Below are 25099 nucleotides of genomic sequence, written 5' to 3'. Positions count from 1 at the left end.
GATGAAGGCAGCAGAGCTCTTGCCGCTCATTGATGATATTGAAACCTTAAAACATTACGGAAGAGTCAAAAGGGTAGTCGGGCTAATGATTGAGTCGCAGGGTCCTGAAAGCTCTGTCGGAGACGTTTGCTATATTCATGCCGGTACAAAAAACAAGAAAAGAAAGATCCGGGCAGAGGTTGTCGGCTTTAGGGATGAAATGGTCATTCTCATGCCCTATACGGCAGTGAGTGAAATTTCTCCAGGATGCCTGGTTGAAGCAACCGGCCGTTCCCTGGAAATTAAGGTTGGAACAGGCTTGATCGGGAATGTTGTCGATTCCCTCGGATATCCACTCGATGGTTCGCCCTTGCCTAAAGGCTTGGCTTCCGTATCAACCGAGCAGGATCCGCCCAATCCTATGCAAAGGCCTCCGATCGATGAACCAATAGATGTAGGAGTAAGGATGATAGACAGTTTACTTACGGTCGGTAAAGGACAGCGTGTAGGAATTTTTGCAGGGAGCGGTGTGGGAAAGAGTACACTTCTGGGAATGGTTGCAAGGAACACGTCGGCAGATTTGAATGTCATTGGCCTGATTGGCGAACGGGGCAGGGAAGTACGGGAATTTATTGAAAAAGACCTCGGGCCTGAAGGATTAGCAAAGTCGATTGTCGTTGTAGCCACTTCAGATCAGCCCGCGCTTATGAGAATAAAAGGAGCCATGACTGCCACTGCCATAGCAGAATATTTTCGCGATAAGGGCCTTAACGTCATGCTTATGATGGATTCCGTTACAAGGGTTGCGATGGCCCAGCGCGAGATCGGGCTCGCAGTAGGGGAACCGCCGACTACAAAAGGCTATACACCTTCCGTTTTTTCAATTCTGCCAAGGCTTCTTGAACGGACAGGCACCAACGTTTCCGGTACGATAACAGCCTTTTACACGGTGCTTGTGGATGGTGACGATATGAACGAGCCAATCGCCGATACGGTACGGGGAATCTTGGACGGCCACTTTATCCTGGACAGGCAGCTTGCGAATAAAGGCCAATTTCCAGCAATAAACGTGCTGAAAAGCATTAGCAGGGTTATGAACAATATTGCGGATGACGCGCACAAAAGTTCAGCTGAGAGGTTAAGGGCAACACTCTCAACCTATATTGAATCGGAAGATTTAATTAATATCGGGGCATATAAAAGGGGTTCTTCGAGTGAAATTGACCATGCCATCAAAATGCAGCCGCAGATTATTTCATTTCTTAAGCAAGGCACTCATGAAAAGATGACCAAGGACGAAAGTACTTTTAAGCTTATTCAATTGATGGAAAAGGGAGAATAGCATGATGATCTACCAATATAAATTCGAAAAAATTCTCACCATCAAAGAAAAAGAGAAGAACGATGCCCTTTCCAAATATAATGAGGCGGTTAAGACGTTTGAAGTGGTTGCTGAGAAGCTTTATAAACTTTTAAAAAAGAAGGAAGACCTTCTTGCTTACCAGCAGGAACAGCTTCAGAAAGGGCTAACGGTTCAGGAAATCAGACACAATCAGCTGTTCATGGACAACCTTGAAAAAATTATCGAGCATTGTCAAAAATCTGTAATTGAAGCTCGGCAAAGAATGAACCTACATCAAGATAAATTGATGGAACGAAATATCGAAGTGAAAAAGTACCAAAAAATCAGAGAACGTGATTTTCAAAGATTCCTCGAAGGCATTAAGGAAGCGGAAAATAAAATGATGGATGAAATTTCGATACAGCAATTCCTGAGCAAGGAAAACTAGGTGAATACAATGGAAAAACCAAGCGAAAATGAAGAAAAAGAATACAACCGATTTCAGTGGTTTATTTTTGTCGTGCTTATCCCTCTTATATTCACAATTGCAATAGTTCTGATCGTCTTGACAGTTGCCGGTGTTAATGTATTGGATGAGGGGAAAAAAATTGGAGAGAAACTTCCTTTTGTTTCTAGCATGGTAAATAAAGGGGACAACGAAAAAGGAAAGGCCGAATCGACTGTTCAATACGAAAAAAAACTAACGGAGCTTGAGGCGGAAATCGACAAAAACCAAGACGAAATCATGAAACTCGAAGAAATGGTTGATAGCCGTGATCAAACGATCGAGCGAAATGAACTGGAGAAAGAACAACTGCAAAAGCAAATAGATGAACTGCAGGGCAGCCAGGATGACAGCAAACAGGCTTTTAATGAAATCATCCGAACTTACGAAACGATGTCAGCAAAAAAGGCTGCTCCTATCATTACAAAGCTTGGAGATGACGAAGCCGTTAAGATTTTATCAAGTATCAAAGCGGATACTTTGGCTGGCATTATGGAACAGATGGAGCCGGAGGATGCTGCCAGGCTTACGAATAAGCTTGCTGAAAGTTCAACACAAGAAAATTAGATATTTATTGAGGGACCTACAACTTTGAAGGGAGGTGAAATTATGAATGCAGGAATACAGTTACCCAGACTGTCCATGTCCAGCACAACTTCTTCAGGAAATCCTGTAACAATAGGCACTAACGGCAAAGGTACAGGTTTTGGAGCTGTGCTATCGGCATTATCTAAGGGCAATTTGCCAACCAACAGTGAATCGACCGGACTTTCAACTGAGCAGACTGATCTGTTGCAGCAATTGGTACAGTTTCTGCAAGTCGGAAATTTGAGTGAATTAGATGGTGTTGACGGCTTAGGTAAGGAAATGATGCTTGAGGGAATGGATGTGCAAAATCTAGCCGATGCATTATTAAATGCAAATGTGATGGATGAAACACTGCTGAATAAGCTATCAACCGAGCAAACTAAGCTGTTAGAAGAATTGGAAAAGCTATTTCCATCTTCCGATTCGGGTGTATTGGCTGGATTTCTTGGACTAAGCTCTACCGGTAAGTTAAACGGCAATATAATAGATGAAAAGCTTCTCAACAAGCTAATAGATTCATTAAAAGAGTCAGGTCATTTAAAAGAAACCCATGATGAAATAACAGGAGATCTAGCTTTCATGTCTTTTGGGTCAATGGATCTAATCTCAATTATCAAGGCATTGGCAGGCATGAACGAGGAACAGCTTTTGCAAGTAGACCTGAATACAGCTTCAAATGTATTGAAATTTGCCAAGATTCAAGAGCTTTTATCCGCATATAAAGATTTGTCTTCCGAAGAAGGTGTTATGGCTAAGGAAATGAAAAATCTATTACAGCAAGTAGCGGAGAAATTCAAACAAATCTTGGATGCTGATGCGCAGAACAATAGCAGAGGAACGGCTTTTTCAAGGTTAACCGGTAATGACACCACGCAAAATATCGCCTTGCTAAAAGGGGTATATGAGCGGATGGCAAAGGATTTTAATTCAGCTAATTCGTCTGTAGGGAAGAACGCAGTGAGTGAAGCTGCCAATATGAAACAACTGGATATCAATCAATCGCAACCCCAGTTTTTCCAGATATCAAAGCTTGAACAATTTGTCCTTTCTGTAGAAAAATCCGGCCAGCCAGTTAATCAAGAACAATTTATCAAAGCATTTGAAAATATTTTGTCAAAAGCAAATTTTGCAAATGGGAATGGGATGCAAAAGCTATTTATCAAGCTTAATCCAGAGCATCTTGGATCTTTAAGGATAGAAATAATCCAAAAGGATGCGATTCTGACTGCAAAGATTATGGCAACCAGTGCGAAAGCAAAGGAATTATTGGAGTCACAGCTCCAGGGCTTGAAACATGCATTCAATGGCCAAAATCTTCAAGTGGAAAAAATAGAAGTGTCCCAGACATTGAACTCGTTTACCCAAGACAGATTTTTGCAGAGGGATTCTGATGGATCCGAGCAGCAGGATAGAGGAAAAAATCAACAGGAAACCAGCCAGGAGCAATCGGAGGCAGAATTTACGGAAGACCTTGAAGCAGCATTGCTGAATGCGAAAGTGTAGGTGAAAACATGGCTAATATCGATACATCACTATTGTTATCCAGCTATCAGGCAACACAGCGAAAAACCGGAAGTGATGTTTTAGGCAAGGATGACTTTTTGAAAATACTAATGACGCAACTCCAAAACCAGGATCCGCTAAATCCTATGCAGGATAAGGATTTTATTGCGCAAATGGCGACGTTCTCGACGCTCGAGCAAATTACAAATATGGGAAAGAGCATCGATAAATTTGTCCAAATGGAACAGCAGAACAAGCTGATTTCCTACAACCAATTTGTCGGAAAAAATGTTACATGGCATAAAATGGTGCCGAGTGAAGATCCAAATGCCCAGCCGAATGTAGAAAATGGTACCGGAATGGTTACATCTATCGAATTTAAAGACGATAGCGTTTTCCTAATACTGGAGGATGGTACAAAACTGGAGCCCGGTAATATTTCACAGGTTAACCAGCCCGGCCCGTCTAACAGCATTATTTCTGCTAGCGAACTGATTGGGAAGAAAGTCAGTTGGTTAAATGAGGACAAAGAGGAAGTTATGGCAATCGTTAAATCTGTTGCAATGAAAAACGGTAAAACACAGTTTGAATTGGATGATGAAAATGCTACGAAAATTTCCTCCGATCAAATTATTAAAATTACAGGCTTGTAAGGAGTGGGTAAATGGAAAAGCCAGTGTTTCGGCCGATAACCAATCATCCTATTCATCCCGCTTCAAGAAATATAAAGCCAAAAAACCCGGTTACGCGTGGATTTTCTCAGGAATTACAGTCGGCTGTTAATGAAACGGCAAAAAAGTTGGTTGTAAGCAAGCACGCTCAAATCCGCTTAGAACAACGAAATATTAATATTGACTCCAGCACCTGGGCTCGAATTGGAGAAAAGGTTCAAGAAGCAAAAAAAATGGGAGTAAGAGATTCACTTGTTCTCACACAAGAGGCAGCCCTGGTAGTGAGCGCAAAAAACAACACGGTAATTACAGCCATGGACCGTGAAGAAGCTTCATCGCAAATTTTCACCAATATCAATGGAACAATCATACTAGATTAAGAGGCTGGACCTTTTAAAGGAAGCCGTGGCTTGCGGAATGACAGAAGCAGCCAAATCGAAAGGAGAAAGAAAAATGCTACGTTCAATGTACTCAGGAATCAGCGGAATGAAAAACTTTCAAACGAAACTGGATGTTATCGGCAATAATATTGCCAACGTAAACACTTATGGGTTTAAAAAAGGTCGTGTGCTGTTTAAAGATATGATCAGTCAAACAGTTGCGGGTGCGGCTGCACCAACAGCAGAAGGTAGAGGCGGTACCAATCCAAAGCAGGTAGGACTAGGTGCCAGTTTAGTTTCAATTGACACACTCCATTCGGAGGGTTCTGCTCAAACAACAAGCCGCATACTGGACGTAAGAGTTGCCGGAGACGGGTACTTTGTGTTAAATGATGGAGCGGAAGGTGGTAAAACCTCTTTTACAAGGGCAGGAAACTTTTATTTGGATCAAGAAGGCAACTTGGTAAATGCTGATGGATTGTTTGTCCAAGGCGTTAAGTCAGCCGGAAATCCGGCAACAGTTGGTGGCACTGCCATTGATAAAATCAAAATTCCATCGGATGCGGGAAGCATCTCAATTGGTCCGACAGGGATAGTAACATATGTAAGAGATGGCGAGCTTAATGAAGCAGGGCAAATAGTTATTGCTAAATTTTCCAATCCAGAGGGACTTGAAAAAGTAGCAGACAACTTGTACCAGCAAAGTACAAACTCGGGTACAATTAATAATTTAACTACAGTCAAAACGACAGATGCGGCTGAACAAGCCTATATTGCAAAACCTCAAGCGTATGGTGCCGGTTCAGTAATCTCAGGCCAACTTGAAATGTCCAACGTCGACCTATCCGAGGAGTTCACCGAAATGATCACAGCCCAGCGTGGTTTCCAGGCGAACACCCGTATTATTACAACATCGGATGAGATCCTGCAAGAACTAGTAAACTTAAAACGATAATTTAAGGGAGGGAAGGAGCCTGGGGCTAATTCTTATGCCCCAGCTCCTGATTTTATTGATCAAGGTTACTAAATTGAACGGTAAAAGTTTCACCATAAATGCTTTGTTTATTGAAATGGTAGAGTCTCTTCCTGATACGACAATCACATTCACTAACGGTAAAAAAATCGTCGTAAGTGAAAAAGAAGAAGAAATCATTCAATCTATTATTCGTTTTTACCGTAGTATAAACGTTCTTGGTCTTCGTGATAATGGGGAGGAGAATGATGATGAAAAATAAACTCGTTATGATCATGGTTATCATGCTAGTCTCGATAACGCTTGTCGGAGTTATTGCACTAGTAGTAATAACCAAATTTTCAGGTGACGCTGCGGCCGAAAAAGAGCCATCGGCAAAAGAAATAGTAGAAGCTTCCGTAGAAGTTCCTGAAATAACCACCAATTTGGCTAGCGGTGATTTTATAAAGATTTCGTTTACGATTCAGGGTGATAACAAAAAAGCAAAAAAAGAGCTGGAGCAAAGAAGCTTCCAGGTAAAGAACATTATCATTACTGAGCTATCCGAGACCAAATCAGAGCAGTTAAAAGGTAAAGCCGGTAAAGAGCAGTTCCAAGAAAAAATAGAGGCCAATGTAAACAAACTTATGCAGGAAGGAAAAGTTGAAAAGGTGTATATTACCTCCTCGATCCTTCAATAAAAGAATACACTTCTGAGACAAAAAACAGGGGAGGTGATGGCTATTGTCTGGAGAAGTTTTATCACAAAGTGAAATTGATGCCCTTCTTTCCGCTCTGTCAACAGGTGAAATGGACGCTGATGAGCTAAAAAAAGAAGAAACAGAGAAAAAAGTAAAAGTTTATGATTTTAAGAGGGCATTGCGCTTTTCAAAAGATCAAATCAGAAGTTTAACAAGGATTCATGAAAATTTCGCACGGCTCTTAACAACTTATTTCTCGGCACAGCTGAGGACATATATTCAAATAACGGTTGCTTCAGCAGACCAGCTCCCTTATGAAGAATTTATCCGTTCGATCCCAAAGATGACGATCTTGAATGTGTTTGAAGTTCCGCCTTTAGAAGGCAGGATTTTAATGGAGGTCAACCCAAACATCGCGTATGCCATGATGGATAGGGTTCTTGGCGGAAAAGGCGTGAGCGTAAACAAGGTGGAAAATTTGACCGAAATTGAGACGAAGATAATGTCGAACCTTTTTGAAAAGGGATTTGAAAATTTACAGGAGGCCTGGTCGACTGTTGCCGATATTGACCCAATTTTGACTGATTTTGAAGTGAACCCGCAATTTTTGCAAATGGTTTCGCCAAATGAAACAGTGGTAGTCATCTCACTTAATACCCAAATTGGGGATACAACTGGCATGATCAATATCTGCATCCCGCATGTTGTTTTGGAACCTATTATTCCGAAGCTTTCTGTCCATTACTGGATGCAAACTTCTAAAAAAGAGAGAAGCCCCGATGAAATTGAATCCCTGGAAAAAAGGGTGAAAAGGGCTGATATACCACTGATTACGGAACTCGGGTCTACAGGCATTTCTATCCAAGACTTTCTCTTGCTTGATGTAGGGGATGTCATTGAGTTGAACCAAGGAATTGATTATCCTTTAACAGTTAAAGTCGGTGAAGTGCCGAAGTTTTTGGCACAGCCTGGCCAGGCAGGAAAAAAATTGGCCGTCCAAATTCTAGATACTTTGAAGGGGGGAGACGAAGATGGTAAGTGATGAAATGCTTTCACAGGATGAAATTGATGCGCTTTTAAGAGGCACTGCCGATACTTCTGATGAAAAGGCAGCTTCTCCCCTGGTTGAAGAATATTTATCTTCAATGGAACAGGATGCGCTCGGCGAAATTGGCAATATCTCCTTTGGAAGCTCAGCAACCGCTTTGTCAACATTATTGAATCAAAAGGTGGACATTACAACGCCTACAGTTACTTTAATAGAAAGAAGGATGCTTCAGCAGGAATTTCCTCATCCTTATGTAGCAATCCAGGTGAATTATACAGAGGGGTTTTCCGGCGAGAATCTGCTTGTGATCCAGCAAAGTGACGCTGCGATCATAGCGGACCTGATGCTTGGAGGCGATGGAGTGAATCCGGCAGAGCTTCTTGGGGAAATTCAGCTTAGTGCGGTCCAGGAAGCGATGAACCAAATGATGGGCTCCGCAGCGACATCCATGTCGACTATTTTTAATAAAAAGGTGGATATCTCCCCGCCGAGCATTGACTTATTAAATGTAGAAGAAGGCCAAGGAGAAGACACAATTCCGCAAGAAGACTTATTGGCAAAAATATCATTCAGGCTTCGGGTGGGCGACTTAATCGATTCAAGCATCATGCAATTATTGCCGCTTCATTTTGCAAAAGACCTTGTGAATGAGTTATTGAATCCTACGGCAGCAAACGAGACGTCCTCGAACAGTGCCGAATATGCGGATGGTGTAACAAGCACAGGTGAAAGTCCTGCACCTACATATCAGGAAATGGCTCAGCAGGAAGCGATCCCACAGCAATCTGCTCCACCGCAACCTGTTCACGATCAATGGAATATGCCACAGGGAACACCAGGATACGCACAGGCTCCGTCTTACGATCAATATGGGAATCAATATCAGGCAGGATATGGACAGGCAGCCCAAGGCTGGCCACAGCAAGTTCCTTATCAGAACCCACCCCAGCATTTTGGGGCCCAATACGCACCGCCGGGACAGCCTATTAATGTCCAGCCGGCAAGCTTTACAAATTTTGAGCCGTATCAGCTCCAGGAATCCGAAACAAAGAATTTAAGTATGCTCATGGATATCCCTCTTCAGGTGACAGTGGAACTAGGACGGACAAAACGGTCTGTAAAAGAGATACTGGAGCTTTCCTCGGGATCGATTATCGAGCTTGACAAGCTTGCAGGGGAGCCGGTTGACATCCTTGTCAATAATCGGTTGATTGCAAAAGGTGAAGTTGTCGTCATTGATGAAAACTTTGGTGTTCGTGTAACAGATATTGTCAGCCAAACAGATAGACTAAAAAAATTAAGATAATAAATTGGGGGTTATTTAAAATGGCACATAAAATTTTAATTGTAGACGATGCAGCATTTATGCGAATGATGATCAAGGATATTTTATCTAAGAATGGATTTGATGTTGTAGGGGAAGCAGCCGATGGTGCACAGGCGGTTGAAAAATATAAGGAAACACAGCCAGACCTGGTAACGATGGATATCACTATGCCCGAAATGGATGGCATAGCTGCGCTTAAGGAGATAAAAAAGATCAATCCTAACGCTAAAGTCATCATGTGTTCAGCAATGGGTCAGCAGGCAATGGTAATCGATGCAATCCAGGCTGGTGCCCGCGATTTCATTGTAAAGCCATTCCAGGCGGACCGGGTTCTAGAAGCCATCAACAAAACGCTAGGTTAAGAGAACGAGGGTGTAAACATCTTGCTTTCTATAAAAAAAATATTGCAGATTATCCTGGTTATTTCTATTATACAGGCCGGCTTTACAGGGCTAGTGGCTAAAGCAGAAAGCCTTGATGGCAGTGTAAAGGATTTTTACGAACAGCCAGACAGTCAAAAAGACAAAGATACTGGGTCCGAAAGCAAGGAAGAACAAAATACAGCAACAAGCACTGACCTTTCTTTTTGGGATTTCCTTCGGATGGTTTTTGCTTTGATTTTTGTAATTGCACTCCTTTATGTCACCCTAAAGTTCATTAATAAAAAAAGCAAGGCATACCAAAAAGCCAACCATATTGAAAATGTTGGCGGGACAAGCCTTGGTTCGAACCGGTCTGTCCAGCTGATTAAAGTAGGAAACTCCATACTGGTGTTGGGTGTGGGAGAATCGATCCAACTATTAAAAGAAATAAATGATAAGGAAGAGTACCAGGCCCTCCTTCAAGAACACAATGACAAAATGGACCTTTTGGTACAGCCAAGCAATATCATGTCGAAATTCAAGAAAAGCATTCAAGCGACTGCTCCTGTAACTCCGGGTTTTTCAAAACAGCTGAAAGATCAGTTGGAAGAATTATCGAAAAACAGGAAAAAGGTGATGGAAGAGCTGGAAGAAGAGGAGAGAGACAGAAATGAACGAATTCATGGAGATATTTAACACAAGTGATCCTTCAAATGTCTCTACTTCCGTCAAGCTTCTTTTAATGCTTACCGTTTTATCACTTGCGCCAAGCATTTTGATATTGATGACGTGTTTTACAAGGATTGTGATTGTACTCGGGTTTGTTCGGACTTCTTTGGGAACCCAGCAGATGCCCCCGAATCAGGTAATAGTGGGACTTGCGTTATTTATGACCTTTTTCGTAATGGCGCCGACTTTCCAAGAGGTTAATAAACAAGCCCTTACTCCTTTGTTTGAGGAGAAAATAGATTTGGATGAGGCTTACGATCGGGCATCAGGTCCCTTTAAAGAGTTTATGAGCGCAAATACGCGTCAAAAAGATCTTGCCTTGTTTTTGGATTATGCCAAAATCGAAAAGCCAAAGAGCATCCAGGACATTCCCCTGACAGCCCTTGTGCCGGCTTTTGCCATAAGTGAAATCAAGACGGCGTTTCAAATAGGCTTCATGATTTTTATTCCGTTTCTGGTTATTGATATGATCGTTGCAAGCGTGCTTATGTCGATGGGGATGATGATGCTTCCGCCGGTCATGATCTCCCTTCCATTCAAAATCCTGCTGTTTGTATTGGTGGACGGATGGTATTTAGTTGTGAAATCTTTATTACAGAGTTTTTAAGCAGGTGAAAAAATGAGTCCTGATTTTGTTATACAGGTTGCTGAACGTGGAATATACACCGTTTTGATCGTATGTGGCCCTGTGCTTATAATTGCGCTCGGTGTAGGGTTATTGATTAGTATCTTTCAAGCGACGACGCAAATTCAAGAACAGACCCTGGCGTTCGTTCCGAAAATAGTCGCCGTTCTCCTCGGGATCATCCTTCTTGGTCCATGGATGCTGTCACATATGCTTTCATATGCAAGTGAAATTTTCAACAATTTAAATAGATTTGTAGGTTAGGCCATGAAAGAAATCATCCCGCAGTTTCCTGCTTTTTTATTGGTATTTGTACGTGTGGCCTCCTTTTTTGTGACAATGCCGATTTTTTCATACCGGACAATTCCGACAACCCATCGGATAGGCATTAGCTTCTTCCTGGCGTGGATCATGTATTACACGATAGATGCGCCTGTATTAGAGATTGATGGAGCATATTATTTGTTGATCATGAAGGAAGCTCTTGTAGGTTTGCTTATCGGTTTTGTAGCGTATATGATCCTATCCGCTATCCAAATAGCCGGAGGTTTAATAGATTTTCAGACGGGATTTGCCATTGCTAATGTCATTGACCCCCAAACAGGGGCCCAGAGCCCGCTTATGGGACAGTATCTATATACAATTTCACTGTTATTTTTACTTAGCGCAAACGGGCACCATTTATTGTTGGACGGAATCTTTTATTCCTATCAATTCATCCCGATCGATAAGGCCTGGATTTCCTTCGGGAACGAAGATATGCTGGAATTTGTCGTCAAAGCGTTTAACCAGGCTTTTATCATTGCTTTTCAAATGTCACTTCCTGTTGTTGGAAGTTTGTTTATAGTCGATATCGCGTTGGGGATTGTGGCTAGAACGGTACCGCAGTTAAATATTTTCGTTGTTGGGATGCCGGTAAAAATTTTTGTCAGTTTCGTAGTCCTGATTATCGTAATGGGCATGATGATGGCTGTCGTAGGACAGTTGTTTGATTACCTGATCGTCACGATGAGGGGGTTAATGGAGCTAGTCGGAGGAACATAGAATGAACCTTTTACAACTTGATCTTCAATTCTTCTCCGGTGAAAAAACAGAAAAAGCCACACCTAAGAAACGGCAGGATGCTAGGAAAAAAGGACAGGTTGCAAAAAGCCAGGATGTGAACACGGCAATCGTTCTTCTTGCAGTATTTATGCTTTTCACAGCAATTGGGCCTTTTCTGAAGGATTCGATTTTAGGGTTATTTACAGAATCGTTTCAGGGACCGATGCTTACAGAACTTACAGAAGAAAATGTACAAACCATTTTTATAGAGATATTGAAGAAGACCGCCATCATATTGGCGCCTATTATGGCAGTTGCGCTAATAGCAGGAGTTGTGGCAAACATCATGCAAACAGGCTTCATGATGTCAACGGAAGCCATACAATTTAAACTGGAAAAAATAGACCCGATCAAAGGTTTTAAAAGGATTTTTTCGATGAGGGCTATAGTAGAGCTGCTGAAATCAATCCTTAAAATATCTGTTGTAGGCCTTGTTGCTTTTTTTGTGATATGGCAGCGCATGGAAGAAATCCTAATGTTGTCCCAAAAAAGTGTAGCCGCTGCTATGGCGATATTGGCAGATATAACCGTTAAAGTAGGGTTGTATGCTTCGGCTGCGTTATTGTTTTTATCATTGCTTGATTATATGTACCAAAAATATGACTTTGAAAAGAGTATTCGGATGTCCAAACAGGATATCAAGGACGAATATAAAAATATAGAGGGCGACCCGCTAATTAAATCTAAGATCAAACAAAAACAAAGGGAAATGGCCATGCAGCGGATGATGCAGGAAGTCCCCAAAGCGGATGTCGTTATTACCAACCCAACCCATTATGCAATCGCGATAAAGTATGATGAGCAGAAATTTGATGCTCCTTACGTCGTTGCAAAGGGTGTAGATTTTGTTGCGCAGAAAATCAAGTACGTAGCCAAGGAAAACGATATCGTTATGATGGAAAACAGGCCGCTTGCCCGTGCGCTTTATGACCAGACGGAGATTGGACAGGTAATTCCTGAGGAATTTTTTAAAGCGGTAGCCGAGGTATTAGCGTTTGTATATAAGACAAAAGGCAAGATTTAAAGAATTCGTAGCATTGCTTTACCAGGTTAGGAGAGAAGAAAATGTCAGCAAGAGACTTAACGGTTTTAGTAAGTGTAATCATGATAGTGGCAATGCTCATTATTCCATTGCCAACATGGCTGATTAGTATTTTGATTTTGTTAAATATTTCTCTTGCCCTTTTGGTTCTTCTGACATCGATGAATATGAAAGAGCCGCTTGAGTTTTCCATATTTCCATCGTTATTGCTGCTGTTGACACTGTTCAGGCTTGGTTTGAATGTGTCTACAACACGTTCCATTTTGACTCACGGCGATGCAGGAGGAGTTGTCCATACCTTTGGCACATTTGTTGTCGGCGGAAATATCATTGTCGGTATGGTCGTTTTCCTGATTCTGATCATTATCCAATTTATTGTCATCACAAAAGGTTCTGAGCGTGTGTCCGAGGTTGCTGCCCGATTCACATTAGATGCGATGCCTGGAAAGCAGATGAGTATCGATGCTGATTTGAATGCAGGAATGATCTCGGAAGCGGAGGCCCGGGAGAGGCGTGAAAAAGTAGGTCGTGAAGCGGATTTTTACGGCTCTATGGATGGGGCGAGTAAATTTGTTAAAGGTGATGCTATCGCGGGCATCATCATTGTATTAATCAATCTAATTTTTGGGATGGTTATCGGGGTGATGCAGCAGGATATGAACTTTGGCGAGGCGGCACAGCACTTTTCCTTGCTCACTGTCGGTGACGGTATTGTCAGCCAGGTACCGGCCCTCCTGATTTCTACAGCGACTGGTATAGTTGTTACGCGTGCTGCTTCACAGGGAAACTTGGGATCAGACATTACCGAACAGCTATTTAGGTTTCCAGTCATGCTTTATGTAACAGCGGGGACAGTTTTTCTGCTCGGATTGTTCACGCCCATTTCTGATTTGTTGACTGTTCCTATCGCAGGTATGCTTGCATTTGGCGGATATATGATATCTAATACGCCTAAAGTGGATCCGCAAGAAATTCAGGATATGGAAGAAGATATGGAAACAGATGAAATGAAAAGCCCTGAAAGCGTCGTAAACCTGTTAAGCGTTGATCCGATTGAGTTCGAATTCGGCTACGGTCTTATTCCACTAGCTGATGCTAATCAAGGTGGTGACCTTCTCGACAGGGTAGTCATGATTCGTCGTCAGCTAGCCATAGAAATGGGGCTTGTTATCCCTGTTGTACGTATCAGGGATAATATCCAGCTAAACCCGAACGAGTACCGTTTGAAAATAAAGGGAAATGAAATGGCAAGGGGTGAACTGCTCCTTGACCATTATTTGGCGATGAGCCCGGGTATCGAAGATGATTCCATTGAAGGTATTGATACAGTGGAGCCTTCTTTTGGACTTCCTGCCAAGTGGATTTCTGAAGAAATGAAAGAGCACGCGGAAATGATGGGATATACGGTAGTAGATCCGCCAAGCGTGGTTTCCACTCACATTACGGAAGTGATTAAGGCAAATGCCCATGAACTGCTTGGAAGACAGGAAACGAAACAGCTAATCGACCATTTACGGGAATCAGCTCCAATCCTGGTTGATGAAGTGACGCCAAACCCTCTGACGATAGGTGAGGTACAGAAGGTATTGGCCAAGCTGTTGAAAGAAAAGGTTTCGATTCGTAACCTTCCTGTGATCTTTGAAACACTTGCAGACTACGGACGTTTAAGCACGGATACAGACCTTCTCACTGAATATGTACGCCAGAATTTGGCCAGACAAATAACGAATGGCCTAACTGTTAGCAACGAAAGCTTAAAGGTTATTACGTTGTCCGGAAAAGTAGAAAAGCTGATTGCAGATGCAGTCCAGCAAACCGAGCACGGCAATTACTTATCTTTAGACCCGGGGGATTCCCAGTCGATTCTAGAATCGATGGCGGCCAAACTTGAAGAGCTTGCATTAATGGAACAGACACCGGTCGTTCTTTGTTCACCGGCGGTTCGTATGTATGTACGCCAATTGACAGAGCGATATTTTCCCCAGGTACCGATTCTTTCTTATAACGAATTGGAATCGAATGTTGAAGTCCAAAGTATAGGGGTGGTGAACGTAGAATGAAAGTAAAAAAATATGTGGCTTCCTCCATGTCGGAAGCAATGAAAGATATCCGCCAAGAGCTTGGAAATGACGCGGTCATTCTAAGTTCTAAGCCTGTCTATTCCAGAGGATTTCTCGGGTTGTTCAGAAAAAGGAATATTGAAGTGGTCGCAGCTATTGACCCATCTGAGAAGCATAATCCACCGGTGAAAAAGCAGAAGCAGAAAAAACTGCCGCCTGAAAAAAACGCCACTCCTCCAATTCCCGGAGGAATCATTGAAAAACCGGTTCCCGAAATCAATGGAGCTCCAATTGGGCCAACGGCGATTCAGGCTCAAAGCCAGCCGACCGGAGAAATATTAAAAGAATTGGCAGAGCTTAGGGATCTGGTAAAAGGCATAAACTATGAAACTTCCGATATTGAAAAAAAATACCCTGCTCCGTTACAGGAAATATATAAAACGTTGGAAATACAAGACATAGACCCTCCTCTCAGGTCGGAGCTTATGAATGCCTTGTTAAATCAGTGGTTTTCCGGTAACCATGAGAGTTCGAGGGATGAAATTACCGGCTGGCTTGAAGCGGAACTGACTGGCAAGATTGAGGCTGTGTCAAGTTTTGGAGGAAGCTTTGACAAGAAATATATCAACATTGTGGGACCAACCGGTGTAGGGAAAACTACCACGCTCGCTAAAATAGCGGCGGAAAGCATCTTAAAGCAAAACAAAAAGGTTGCCTTCATTACGACAGACACCTATCGAATTGCTGCCATTGATCAGCTTCAGACTTATGCCAAGATCTTAAATGTCCCGATTGAAGTAGCCTATAATTTGGAAGATTTCAAGAATGCCGCGGATAAATTTGCTCATTATGACCTGATATTCATCGATACCGCGGGAAGGAATTTCAGGAATCAGGACTATGTACAAGATTTGCAAAAGATCATAGACTTTGATCGCGAAATGGAAACGTATCTGGTTTTATCTCTGACAGCCAAGCAAAGGGATATGGAAGAAATATTTAAACAGTTTTCTATCATTCCGATCAAACAGATTATCTTTACAAAAGCTGATGAAACGTCCAGTTATGGCCCGATGCTGAATTTCATTGTGAAATATGGAATTGGCGCAGCATATATAACAAACGGTCAGGATGTCCCTGATGATATAGAAAAGGCCAGTCCGCGTTTAATAACGAAGATGATTCTGGGAGCGTATAAGCAATGAAGGACCAGGCTGAACATTTACGAAAGAGGATAAGAGAAGCGAATAGTATGCAGGCGGCTAAAACAATTGCGGTAATAAGCGGGAAAGGTGGAGTGGGAAAATCTAATTTTTCTCTTAACTTTTCCATTACCCTAGCCAAAAAAGGTCATAGCGTTTTGCTTTTTGATATGGATATTGGCATGGGAAACATTGATATCTTAATGGGGAATTCCTCCCGGCACAGTATAATCGACTTTTTTGAATATGGAACGCCTCTTTCTGAAATCATTTCTAGTGGCCCGGAAAATATTTCAGTGATAGCCGGCGGTACAGGTTTGACAAAGCTGTTTGATCTAGATCAATCACAGTTTGATAGCTTCCTTGAAGAGTTCAACAGTCTTTTGCACAAGTATGATTATATTATTTTCGATATGGGTGCTGGGATCAGTCATGAATCTTCTCGGTTCATGCTTAGCGTGGATGACCTGTTCGTAGTGACGACACCTGAACCAACAGCGGTGATGGATGCTTATTCTGTAATGAAATACTTGCATTCTGTAAATGAGAGCATTTCCTTCTACCTGATATGCAATAGGGTCCAATCAGAAATGGAAGGACAAGATACAATTAACCGCTTGCAGAGTGCATTGCGTAAGTTCTTGCAAAAAGAAATCACTCCTCTTGGTTTTCTGCCAGACGATAAATCGGTTTCAAGGGCAGTGGCGAAGCAAGTACCCTTTGTGGTCGATAACAGTATCTCCATTGCATCCAAAGCGCTTTCAGAAATAGCAGTACGTTATGAAATGGGTGATTTCCGGGATGGTGTTACATTGAAAAAAAATAATTTTCTCGGAAAACTTAAGAATTACTTTTTATCACGTTAAAAATGGATACAGTAAAAAAACTGCGGTTCCAATCTTTAGGAAATAAGTATAGTGCAACAGCGCCCTTGGCGTGGAATTTGCCATCGGGCGAGTTTTCGATGAAAGTAGGTCCCTAAAATGAAAAGGATAAAAGTGCTTATTGTCGAAGATTCTGCTTTTATGAGAAAACTGATCTCCGAATTTCTGACGGAAGATTCACGGATTGAAGTGGTTGGTACAGCCAGGAACGGTAAAGAAGGGATCAGTAAGATAAAAGAGCAAAAACCGGACGTCGTAACCCTTGATGTGGAAATGCCGGTCATGAATGGACTTGAAGCATTGAAAGAAATAATGCAGCAGTGTCCGACACCTGTAATCATGCTTTCAAGCACCACCAAGGAAGGAACGGAAAATACAGTAACAGCTATGGATATTGGGGCCTTTGACTTTATTGCGAAACCATCCGGCGCCATCAGCCTAGATTTGCACAAGATTAAAAAGGAATTAATTGATAAAGTTATTGCTGCAAGCAGGATAAGCGTTCATAGACTGCAAAAAAGTGACAGAAATGTCGAAAGTTTACTGGCAGATAGAAACAAATATAGTAAAATAGAACCAGAAAAAGAAAGACGGGCCATATTAAATAAATGGAATTCAGGACTTAAGAAATTGGTCGTAATCGGTACATCGACAGGTGGACCGAGGGCGTTGCAAGAGGTTTTGACAAAACTTCCGGCAAACTTGGATGCTCCTATCCTGATTGTCCAGCATATGCCTCCCGGATTTACCAAGTCTTTGGCAGACCGGCTTAATTCTCTTTCAAATATAAAAGTCAAAGAAGCGGAAGACGGTGAGATCCTGCATAAAGGTACTGCTTATATAGCACCTGGCGGCTGGCATTTGAAAGTGAAAAAGGTTGGAATGGCTCTTGCCGTTTCAGTTGACGGGTCCGATATCCGTGGCGGTCACCGGCCCTCAGTGGATGTGCTGTTTGAGTCGGCAAGTGAAATTTCCGATTTCTCCAAAATAGCAGTCATAATGACAGGGATGGGTAGTGACGGGACAGCAGGGCTGGAACGGATGAAGAAAACAGGAAATGTAAATGCGATTGCAGAATCCCCGGAAACTTCCATTGTGTTCGGGATGCCCAAGGCTGCAATTGCCACCGGTTTAGTAGATTCAGTGGAAAACTTAGATAAAATAGCAAACGCGATTGTAAAGTTGTGTAATTAGTCCTTAAGGGGTGTGGTTTCTATGGATATGAACCAATATTTAGAGGTCTTTATAGATGAAAGTAAAGAACACCTTCAAACATGCAGCGAGCAATTATTGGAGCTTGAAAAACATCCCGATAATCTTGCCATTGTAAATGAAATATTCCGGTCTGCACATACATTGAAGGGTATGTCTGCAACCATGGGTTATGAAGATCTGGCCAATTTAACGCATAAAATGGAAAACGTCCTTGATGCTATCCGCAATCAAAAAATTACCTTGAGTCCTGAGATTTTCGATGTAATTTTCGAAGCGGTGGATGACCTAGAAGCTATGGTTCTTTCCATTTCTGAGGGCGGGGACGGCAAAAGAGATGTAACGAAAGTTGTCGCTCAATTGCAGTTAATTGAAAAGGGAGAGTCGCCGCTTGTTGGCGTGACAGCGGATGCGGAAGTAGCAGCAACAGCCGCGCCAGTGAAACAGGAAGGCATGAAAGGCGAGTATGATGAATTCGAATTAACGGTGCTCCAGCAATCCAGGGAGCAAGGTTTCCAGAGTTATGAAATTACTATTGCTCTGAGGGAAGACTGCCTGCTGAAGGCTGCACGCGTTTTTATGGTATTTGAGGTACTCGAAAAGACTGGAGAAGTGATTAAATCCCTGCCATCAGCTGAGCAGCTGGAGGAAGAACAGTTTGACCAGGAGTTTCTCGTTACCTTCCTTACTAAGGAGCCAAAGGAAGATCTGATAAAGAAAATCATGAAGGTTTCCGAAGTGGAAAAGGTGGAAATTAACGAAATTGACTGCCTTACGGTACGAGAAGAGGAGTCTGAACAATCAGAAAAGTTAGTGCAGCCAGCAGATAGCGTAATATTGCCTCCTGCAGATGTACCGAAGCCTGAAGCCAGGCAGGAAGAAACAAAAACGAAGGCTTCAAATACTAAGCAGGCGAATAACAAAACAATCCGCGTGAATATTGAGCGACTGGATATTCTCATGAACTTGTTTGAAGAGCTTGTTATCGACCGGGGAAGGCTTGAGCAGATTTCCCGGGATTTGAACAATCAGGAACTACATGAAACAGTTGAACGGATGTCGCGTATTTCAGGTGATTTACAAACGATTATCCTAAATATGAGAATGGTGCCTGTAGAGACGGTGTTCAACCGATTCCCTAAAATGGTTCGCACGCTTGCACGGGATCTCAACAAGAAAATCTACCTTGAAATTGTCGGTGCAGAAACAGAGCTGGATAGGACTGTAATCGACGAAATCGGCGACCCGCTTGTTCACTTGCTTAGGAATGCAATCGACCATGGCGTAGAAACGCCCGAGGTCCGTCGAGCAAACGGAAAAAGTGAAGAAGGGACAGTCTTGCTTAAGGCGTACCACAGCGGGAACCATGTCTTTATAGAAATTACCGATGACGGGGCAGGAATCAGCCGGGAAAAGGTTTTAAGAAAAGCTTTGAAGAATGGAATTGTGTCAGAGCAAACCGCATCGTCTCTAACCGATAAACAGGTTTATGAATTGATTTTTGCTTCCGGCTTTTCTACTGCTGAGAAGATTTCTGATGTGTCAGGCCGAGGTGTTGGGCTGGACGTGGTGAAGAACACAATTGAGTCATTAGGCGGAACGGTTTCCATCGATTCTAGGGAAGGCGCTGGATCTACTTTCCTTATTCAACTGCCACTTACATTATCGATTATCTCCGTTATGCTTGTTGAAATCCAGAAAGAAAAGTTCGCCATCCCACTTTCTTCTATTATTGAAACGGCGATTATCAGGAAAGAAGACATAATGAATGCCCATAGCCAACAGGTCATTGACTTCCGTGGCAAAGTATTGCCGCTGCTTTTCTTAAAAGATATTTTCGAAGTACCTTGTTTTTCAGAGGATGATGAATTCTTGTCTGTGGTTATCGTCAGAAAAGGGGATAAAATGGCAGGCCTTGTGGTGGACTCTTTTATCGGCCAACAAGAGATTGTGCTTAAGTCGCTGGGCAATTATCTCAACTCCGCCTTTGCAATATCAGGGGCAACCATACTTGGCGATGGACAAGTTGCTTTAATTGTGGATTGCAATTCGTTAATTAAATAACGTTTCGCTAAATTTTCTAGGGGCTCCGCGTTCCGCCCTTCGGAACTGTTGGGCCCCATGTTTGTTATAAGGGTTTAATTAGAGAAAGAAGATTAGTATTCATAAGGTGAATTATGTTAAGAGGGGGAGAAAGCTGGTGTCAATCCGTATAGATGCAGAAGAAATAAAAGTCATCGTTTTTCAAATTAAGGAAAAAGAATATGCAATTCCTGTAAACCAGGTCAGGGCCATTGAGAAGGTGCTCCATATCACTCGTGTTCCCAGAACGGCCCGGTTCGTCAAAGGGGTCATTAATCTGCGCGGTGTTGTTACGCCAATCATTGATCTAAGGGCACGCTTTGAAATTGAAGAAACGGAATACACGGACAGCACAAGGATTATCATTGTTACGTTAGAGGATATGGAAGTAGGATTGGTTGTAGATGCCGCAAATGACGTAGTTGATATCCCTACAGCAAATATTGAGCCGCAGCCTGAGGTTGTTGGCACGGTAGAAGCCGAGTATATTTCTGGGGTTGTGAAAATTGAAAAGCGGCTGATGATTCTGGTTAACTTAGAGAAAATTTTAAACCCGGCGGAACTAAAAGAGCCTATTAGGATAGAAGGGTAAGGCCCATGTCTTTTTTAGAGAAAATCTCTTTTATCCAGCTTGATATATTGAGAGAGATAGGCAATATTGGAGCCGGAAACGCTGCTACGGCGCTCTCCACCCTTTTAAACAAAAAAATCGATATGAAAGTGCCTAATGTAAGGATTTTGTCCTTTGACGAAATGATGGATTTGGCGGGAGGCCCGGAAACAGTGGTTGCGAGTGTTTTTCTGAGGGTTGAGGGTGATGCCCCAGGAAGTATGTTTTTTATCCTGCCATTGCAGCAAGCCACCGACTTTATCCATCAGATGACGGAAGAAAGTGATTTTTCTTTTGAAAAGCAGCCGTTTTCAGAGATGGCGATGTCTGCTCTGCAGGAATTGGGGAATATCCTTTCTGGCTCCTATCTCTCCGCTTTATCTGATTTTACCCGTTTGAATCTGTACCCTTCAGTGCCAGCTTTAAGCTTCGATATGGTAGGTGCAATTCTTGGGTATGGGTTAATTGAGTTGTCACAGGTAAGTGATTATGCCATCGTAATCGACACGGCCCTTTCTGAGGATGGCTGTGATGTGAATAGCGTTAATGGCCACTTTTTTCTTTTGCCAGATCCTCAATCCTTTGAGACTATCTTTAACTCTTTAGGGGTTACGGGAAATGACTGATATGTTAAGAATAACCAAAGTCGGCATTGCGGATATGGCTATTGTGAGGCCCCCGAATACAATCAGAACCTCGGGCCTTGGTTCATGTGTAGGCGTAGTTGTATATGACCAGGCCAAAGAAATCGCTGGCCTTGCCCATATTATGCTTCCTGATTCGTCCCTTTCTAAGGGTACACAGATCAATACGGCGAAATATGCGGATACAGCATTACAGGAAATGGTAGAGAAACTACAGAAAGAAGGGGCCAGGATTTCTACCTTAAAAGCGAAAATAGCCGGGGGAGCGCAAATGTTCCAGTTTTCGTCGGGGAATGATTTGATGAGAATCGGTCCGAGAAATGTAGAGGCAGTCAGGAAAAAGCTAACAGATTTACGGATTCAGATTATATCGGAAGATGTGGGCGGAAACAATGGAAGAACCATTGAGTTTGATCCGAAAACCTGCAGGTTGAATATCAGGACAGTTAATAAGGGAAGTATCGATATCTAATGTCCGGACGGGTAAACATTATGGAGGCCAGTCGAAAAAATGGAATAAATATGCAATGTTTGAAGAGCTTGTAGTTCTATAATAGATTGGTTTTTTTTGTTATAATAGTAATAGAAAAACAGTAATAACAGATTTTAAGAATGTTTTTTTGATAAAGCGTTAGGAGGAATCCCATGTCTCAACTGACTACCGGAGAAGAGCAGTTACATTGGAAAAATTGGATCGACTGCCGTGATCCTCAAGCAGGGGACATTTTGGTGAAGAAATATCTCCCCCTTGTTTCCTATCATGTACAGAGAATATCCGTCAACCTGCCGAGGAATGTAAACCGGGATGATATCAGAAGCCTTGGGATGATGGGGCTTTTTGAGGCTTTAGAAAGGTTTGACCCAAAGCGGGATTTGAAGTTCGATACATATGCGTCATTCCGGATACGCGGGGCGATTCTTGATGGCCTGCGGAAGGAAGACTGGTTGCCGCGTAGCGCCCGTGAGAAAGCAAAAAAAATTGAAGCAGCCACCTATGAACTCGAACAAAAATTAATGAGGAATGTTAATCCAAAGGAAATAGCTGAATTTTTGCATATACCAGAAGATGAAGTCTATTCCGCACTCAATGAAAACTTTTTTGCAAATGTTCTTTCCATGGATGAATCGCCCCAGGATCAAGAAGAAAAAGAGGGCAACAATTTTCATATTAAGGATGAAAAGGCCGTGCAACCAGAGGATAACCTGGTGAAGGAAGAATTATACAACGAATTATTGCGTGTGATTAAAACGTTAAATGAAAAGGAGCAGCTGGTACTGCAGTTGTTTTATAAAGAAGAGCTAACATTAACCGAGATTGGCCAGGTAATGGGACTCTCCACTTCTAGAATATCGCAGATACACTCTAGAGCGATTTATAAATTGAAAAATATTTTGCAGGACATAAGGCATTAACGATGAATCACCCGTTTGGTTTTATTAAAGGATGAATGGTGTTTTCTATTTTTACACTCTCAACTAAAATTCTTTATCTTCAACACACCGTTAACTCCTCTTACACAATAAAGTGTTTTAAAAGTCTGGACTTTTTTTGTGCGTCGACTGTTTTAATAAATGTAGGGAGCATCTCCTTCAATTTGTGAAGGACAGGTCAAAGTAATCAGTTCCGATGTAAAGGAATGGAAGGATTATGAGCTTTAAAGCGATAGAAATGCAAATAGCGTTGCCGCGTACTTACGAGGCCGGAAATGTTGTGGAGGGATGGCAGCTCCGTGACCAGGTTGCTTTTCATAACGCAGCAAGTGAAATGAAAAAGGAAGATGAGAAAAAAAGGTCTGCCGTCCTCAAACAGGAACAAAAAGAGAAACCTTTGTTTCACAGCGGCAATAGCAACAACGGGCAGGGAGCTGGTGGCTGGAAGCATGACCAGAAGGTAACAACAGAAGCAAAACAAAGCAGTTCGCAACATCCTTATAAAGGAAAAAGTATAGACTTTTCAGGATAAGAGGGGTTATATGTCCGCATTTTTCATGTTCATTCTTTTTATACTAAACATCCTCACAGTCCTGGCCATCATTATCCTGTTTCAACGCCAAAACCGGTTGAAGCAAGCAGAAAGAATTCAAAAGGAATCGGTTGCCGAAATGGAAGAGTTACTGGCCGCTTTTATGATGGAAATGAAGGAGGAAAATGATTTACTGCTAAAAAAAGTCAGGCAGCTGAAGGCTCCTGCTGGGAATGCAAAATCTTCACCCACCGTGGGCGCTGCAGAAGGCGAAAAGCTTTCTTCCAAAAAGAAAACAACATATGAAGCGGAACAACCAAATTCAGTCATCCTCTCCAAAAATTTCGCTATATCAGCCTATAAAAAGCAACCATTAAATGATGAAACTGAAATAAATTCCGGTTACCAGCCTGCTGGATTGAAAGAGGAAGAAGACAAAGTGGATTTTTCCGTTTTGGACAATCGGGAAAACCCAACAGCATCAAACGTTAACATTGATTCAAATGATACGGATGATTTTAAAGCAGCTCTTAAAGCCTCATTAGCAAAAGGGCAGCCTACGCTATCCGAGCAAATTTTTCAAATGCACGAACAAGGTATGACAATCGATCAAATTGCCAAAAAGTTAAACCGGGGAAAAACGGAAATTGAATTGCTGTTAAAATTCCAGAGGTAAGTGAAACGAAATCCCTTGACTGGAAAAACTGTAATATGTTATATTATGTCTTGGTGTTAATACACACGCTTCGTGATTCATGCGGATGGTGCTGTTATCAACAGTTTCTGTTTGGAAATGATCGGGGCGGAGGAAAAACAAAACCATTTAGGAGGAAACAAAATGTCAGTAATTTCTATGAAACAATTGCTTGAAGCTGGTGTACATTTCGGACACCAAACACGCCGTTGGAACCCAAAGATGAAGAAATATATCTTCACTGAGCGTAACGGCATTTATATCATCGACCTTCAAAAAACAGTAAAAAAGGTTGAAGAAGCTTATAACTTCGTTAAGGAACTTGCTGGTAACGGTGGAACAATTCTTTTCGTTGGTACAAAAAAGCAAGCTCAAGAGTCTGTTAAAGAAGAAGCAATCCGTTCTGGTATGTACTATGTAAACCAACGTTGGTTAGGTGGAACTTTAACAAACTTTGAAACAATCCAAAAGCGTATCTCTCGTTTAAAAGAAATCGAAAAGATGGAAGAGAACGGAACTTTCGATGTTCTTCCTAAAAAAGAAGTAATTCAACTTAAAAAAGAATGGGAACGCCTAGAAAAATTCTTGGGCGGGATTAAAGATATGAAGAGCCTTCCGGATGCAATTTTCGTGATTGACCCTCGTAAAGAGCGTATCGCGGTTGCTGAAGCTCATAAGTTGAACATTCCTCTTGTAGGTATCGTTGACACTAACTGCGATCCGGATGAAATCGATGTAGTGATCCCTGCGAACGACGATGCAATCCGTGCTGTTAAATTATTGACAGGTAAAATGGCTGACGCTATTTTAGAAGCTAAGCAAGGTGAAGAAACAGCGGCACCGGAAGTTGAAACTCAGACTGAAACAGAAACAACAACTGCTTAATCAGT

Annotated in this window: 29 protein-coding genes; all 29 read left to right on the top strand. The window is 42.2% G+C overall.

What is annotated here, in order from left to right; all coding sequences use genetic code 11:
- The first annotated feature begins 1 nt into the window (after nucleotide 1).
- The 29 genes from fliI (at nucleotide 2) to rpsB (ending at nucleotide 25094) form a co-directional block, all read left to right on the top strand.
- On the top strand, nucleotides 2-1321 hold the full coding sequence (gene fliI / locus CUU64_RS08230) for a flagellar protein export ATPase FliI (protein ID WP_101633468.1): 1320 nt from the start codon (nucleotides 2-4) through the stop codon (nucleotides 1319-1321).
- Nucleotides 1322-1325: 4 nt separating this feature from the next.
- Nucleotides 1326-1769, top strand: coding sequence for a flagellar export protein FliJ (gene fliJ, locus CUU64_RS08225; RefSeq protein ID WP_101633467.1), 444 nt, complete (start codon nucleotides 1326-1328; stop codon nucleotides 1767-1769).
- A 9-nt stretch (nucleotides 1770-1778) separates the two neighbouring features.
- On the top strand, nucleotides 1779-2393 hold the full coding sequence (locus CUU64_RS08220) for a MotE family protein (protein WP_101633077.1): 615 nt from the start codon (nucleotides 1779-1781) through the stop codon (nucleotides 2391-2393).
- A 42-nt stretch (nucleotides 2394-2435) separates the two neighbouring features.
- Entirely contained in the window at nucleotides 2436-3917 is a 1482-nt protein-coding gene (locus CUU64_RS08215) for a flagellar hook-length control protein FliK (RefSeq protein WP_101633076.1), read from the top strand.
- Between the two features lie 8 nt (nucleotides 3918-3925).
- Nucleotides 3926-4570, top strand: coding sequence for a flagellar hook assembly protein FlgD (gene flgD / locus CUU64_RS08210; RefSeq protein WP_101633075.1), 645 nt, complete (start codon nucleotides 3926-3928; stop codon nucleotides 4568-4570).
- Between the two features lie 11 nt (nucleotides 4571-4581).
- Nucleotides 4582-4968 (top strand): TIGR02530 family flagellar biosynthesis protein, encoded by a 387-nt coding sequence (locus CUU64_RS08205; protein WP_101633074.1) that lies wholly within the window; start codon nucleotides 4582-4584, stop codon nucleotides 4966-4968.
- A 73-nt stretch (nucleotides 4969-5041) separates the two neighbouring features.
- Nucleotides 5042-5923: a flagellar basal body rod protein FlgG gene (gene flgG / locus CUU64_RS08200; protein ID WP_101633466.1), complete on the top strand. Its 882-nt coding sequence runs from the start codon at nucleotides 5042-5044 to the stop codon at nucleotides 5921-5923.
- 55 nt (nucleotides 5924-5978) lie between these two features.
- On the top strand, nucleotides 5979-6203 hold the full coding sequence (locus CUU64_RS08195) for a flagellar FlbD family protein (protein ID WP_101633465.1): 225 nt from the start codon (nucleotides 5979-5981) through the stop codon (nucleotides 6201-6203).
- Nucleotides 6190-6621, top strand: a complete 432-nt coding sequence (fliL, locus tag CUU64_RS08190) for a flagellar basal body-associated protein FliL (RefSeq protein ID WP_101633073.1) — start codon at nucleotides 6190-6192, stop codon at nucleotides 6619-6621. The genes CUU64_RS08195 and fliL overlap by 14 nt, the downstream gene beginning before the upstream one ends.
- Before the next feature lie 43 nt (nucleotides 6622-6664).
- Nucleotides 6665-7663 carry a flagellar motor switch protein FliM gene (gene fliM, locus CUU64_RS08185; protein ID WP_101633072.1) on the top strand — a complete coding sequence of 333 codons (999 nt, stop codon included), beginning with the start codon at nucleotides 6665-6667 and terminating at the stop codon, nucleotides 7661-7663.
- Complete coding sequence (fliY, locus tag CUU64_RS08180) at nucleotides 7653-8975, top strand: flagellar motor switch phosphatase FliY (protein ID WP_101633071.1); 1323 nt, start codon at nucleotides 7653-7655, stop codon at nucleotides 8973-8975. The genes fliM and fliY overlap by 11 nt, the downstream gene beginning before the upstream one ends.
- Before the next feature lie 20 nt (nucleotides 8976-8995).
- Nucleotides 8996-9358, top strand: a complete 363-nt coding sequence (gene cheY / locus CUU64_RS08175; RefSeq protein WP_101633070.1) for a chemotaxis protein CheY — start codon at nucleotides 8996-8998, stop codon at nucleotides 9356-9358.
- A 21-nt stretch (nucleotides 9359-9379) separates the two neighbouring features.
- Entirely contained in the window at nucleotides 9380-10054 is a 675-nt protein-coding gene (fliO, locus tag CUU64_RS08170) for a flagellar biosynthetic protein FliO (protein WP_101633069.1), read from the top strand.
- Entirely contained in the window at nucleotides 10029-10694 is a 666-nt protein-coding gene (fliP, locus tag CUU64_RS08165; protein WP_101633068.1) for a flagellar type III secretion system pore protein FliP, read from the top strand. The genes fliO and fliP overlap by 26 nt, the downstream gene beginning before the upstream one ends.
- Before the next feature lie 12 nt (nucleotides 10695-10706).
- Nucleotides 10707-10976 carry a flagellar biosynthesis protein FliQ gene (fliQ, locus tag CUU64_RS08160; RefSeq protein ID WP_101633067.1) on the top strand — a complete coding sequence of 90 codons (270 nt, stop codon included), beginning with the start codon at nucleotides 10707-10709 and terminating at the stop codon, nucleotides 10974-10976.
- Nucleotides 10977-10979: 3 nt separating this feature from the next.
- A complete protein-coding gene (fliR, locus tag CUU64_RS08155) occupies nucleotides 10980-11756 on the top strand; it encodes a flagellar biosynthetic protein FliR (RefSeq protein WP_101633066.1) in 777 nt (258 codons plus the stop codon).
- A gap of 1 nt (nucleotide 11757) precedes the next feature.
- Nucleotides 11758-12840: a flagellar biosynthesis protein FlhB gene (flhB, locus tag CUU64_RS08150; protein ID WP_101633065.1), complete on the top strand. Its 1083-nt coding sequence runs from the start codon at nucleotides 11758-11760 to the stop codon at nucleotides 12838-12840.
- Between the two features lie 41 nt (nucleotides 12841-12881).
- Nucleotides 12882-14918 carry a flagellar biosynthesis protein FlhA gene (gene flhA / locus CUU64_RS08145; protein WP_101633064.1) on the top strand — a complete coding sequence of 679 codons (2037 nt, stop codon included), beginning with the start codon at nucleotides 12882-12884 and terminating at the stop codon, nucleotides 14916-14918.
- Nucleotides 14915-16123, top strand: coding sequence for a flagellar biosynthesis GTPase FlhF (gene flhF, locus CUU64_RS08140; RefSeq protein WP_101633063.1), 1209 nt, complete (start codon nucleotides 14915-14917; stop codon nucleotides 16121-16123). The genes flhA and flhF overlap by 4 nt, the downstream gene beginning before the upstream one ends.
- The gene (locus CUU64_RS08135) at nucleotides 16120-16986 is read left to right on the top strand and encodes a MinD/ParA family protein (RefSeq protein ID WP_101633062.1); all 867 of its coding nucleotides are present in this window, start codon (nucleotides 16120-16122) and stop codon (nucleotides 16984-16986) included. The genes flhF and CUU64_RS08135 overlap by 4 nt, the downstream gene beginning before the upstream one ends.
- A 117-nt stretch (nucleotides 16987-17103) precedes the next feature.
- Entirely contained in the window at nucleotides 17104-18198 is a 1095-nt protein-coding gene (locus CUU64_RS08130) for a protein-glutamate methylesterase/protein-glutamine glutaminase (RefSeq protein ID WP_101633061.1), read from the top strand.
- A gap of 21 nt (nucleotides 18199-18219) precedes the next feature.
- On the top strand, nucleotides 18220-20280 hold the full coding sequence (locus CUU64_RS08125; RefSeq protein ID WP_101633060.1) for a chemotaxis protein CheA: 2061 nt from the start codon (nucleotides 18220-18222) through the stop codon (nucleotides 20278-20280).
- Between the two features lie 142 nt (nucleotides 20281-20422).
- The gene (locus tag CUU64_RS08120; protein WP_374702712.1) at nucleotides 20423-20890 is read left to right on the top strand and encodes a chemotaxis protein CheW; all 468 of its coding nucleotides are present in this window, start codon (nucleotides 20423-20425) and stop codon (nucleotides 20888-20890) included.
- Between the two features lie 5 nt (nucleotides 20891-20895).
- Complete coding sequence (locus CUU64_RS08115) at nucleotides 20896-21534, top strand: chemotaxis protein CheC (RefSeq protein WP_101633058.1); 639 nt, start codon at nucleotides 20896-20898, stop codon at nucleotides 21532-21534.
- Nucleotides 21527-22024: a chemotaxis protein CheD gene (locus CUU64_RS08110; RefSeq protein ID WP_101633057.1), complete on the top strand. Its 498-nt coding sequence runs from the start codon at nucleotides 21527-21529 to the stop codon at nucleotides 22022-22024. Before CUU64_RS08115 ends, CUU64_RS08110 begins: the two co-directional genes overlap by 8 nt.
- Before the next feature lie 173 nt (nucleotides 22025-22197).
- Entirely contained in the window at nucleotides 22198-22965 is a 768-nt protein-coding gene (locus CUU64_RS08105; protein WP_101633056.1) for a FliA/WhiG family RNA polymerase sigma factor, read from the top strand.
- A 235-nt stretch (nucleotides 22966-23200) separates the two neighbouring features.
- On the top strand, nucleotides 23201-23515 hold the full coding sequence (locus tag CUU64_RS08100) for a hypothetical protein (protein ID WP_101633055.1): 315 nt from the start codon (nucleotides 23201-23203) through the stop codon (nucleotides 23513-23515).
- Between the two features lie 10 nt (nucleotides 23516-23525).
- The gene (locus tag CUU64_RS08095; RefSeq protein WP_101633054.1) at nucleotides 23526-24191 is read left to right on the top strand and encodes a DUF6115 domain-containing protein; all 666 of its coding nucleotides are present in this window, start codon (nucleotides 23526-23528) and stop codon (nucleotides 24189-24191) included.
- Between the two features lie 162 nt (nucleotides 24192-24353).
- Entirely contained in the window at nucleotides 24354-25094 is a 741-nt protein-coding gene (gene rpsB / locus CUU64_RS08090; protein ID WP_101633053.1) for a 30S ribosomal protein S2, read from the top strand.
- Nucleotides 25095-25099 lie beyond the last annotated feature (5 nt).

Origin of the sequence: Bacillus sp. V5-8f, assembly GCF_002863565.1 — a bacterium.
Lineage (GTDB): Bacteria > Bacillota > Bacilli > Bacillales > DSM-1321 > Peribacillus.
The sequence above is the reverse complement of the archived record's forward strand: the minus strand, read 5'-3'. Positions and strand labels throughout refer to the sequence as shown.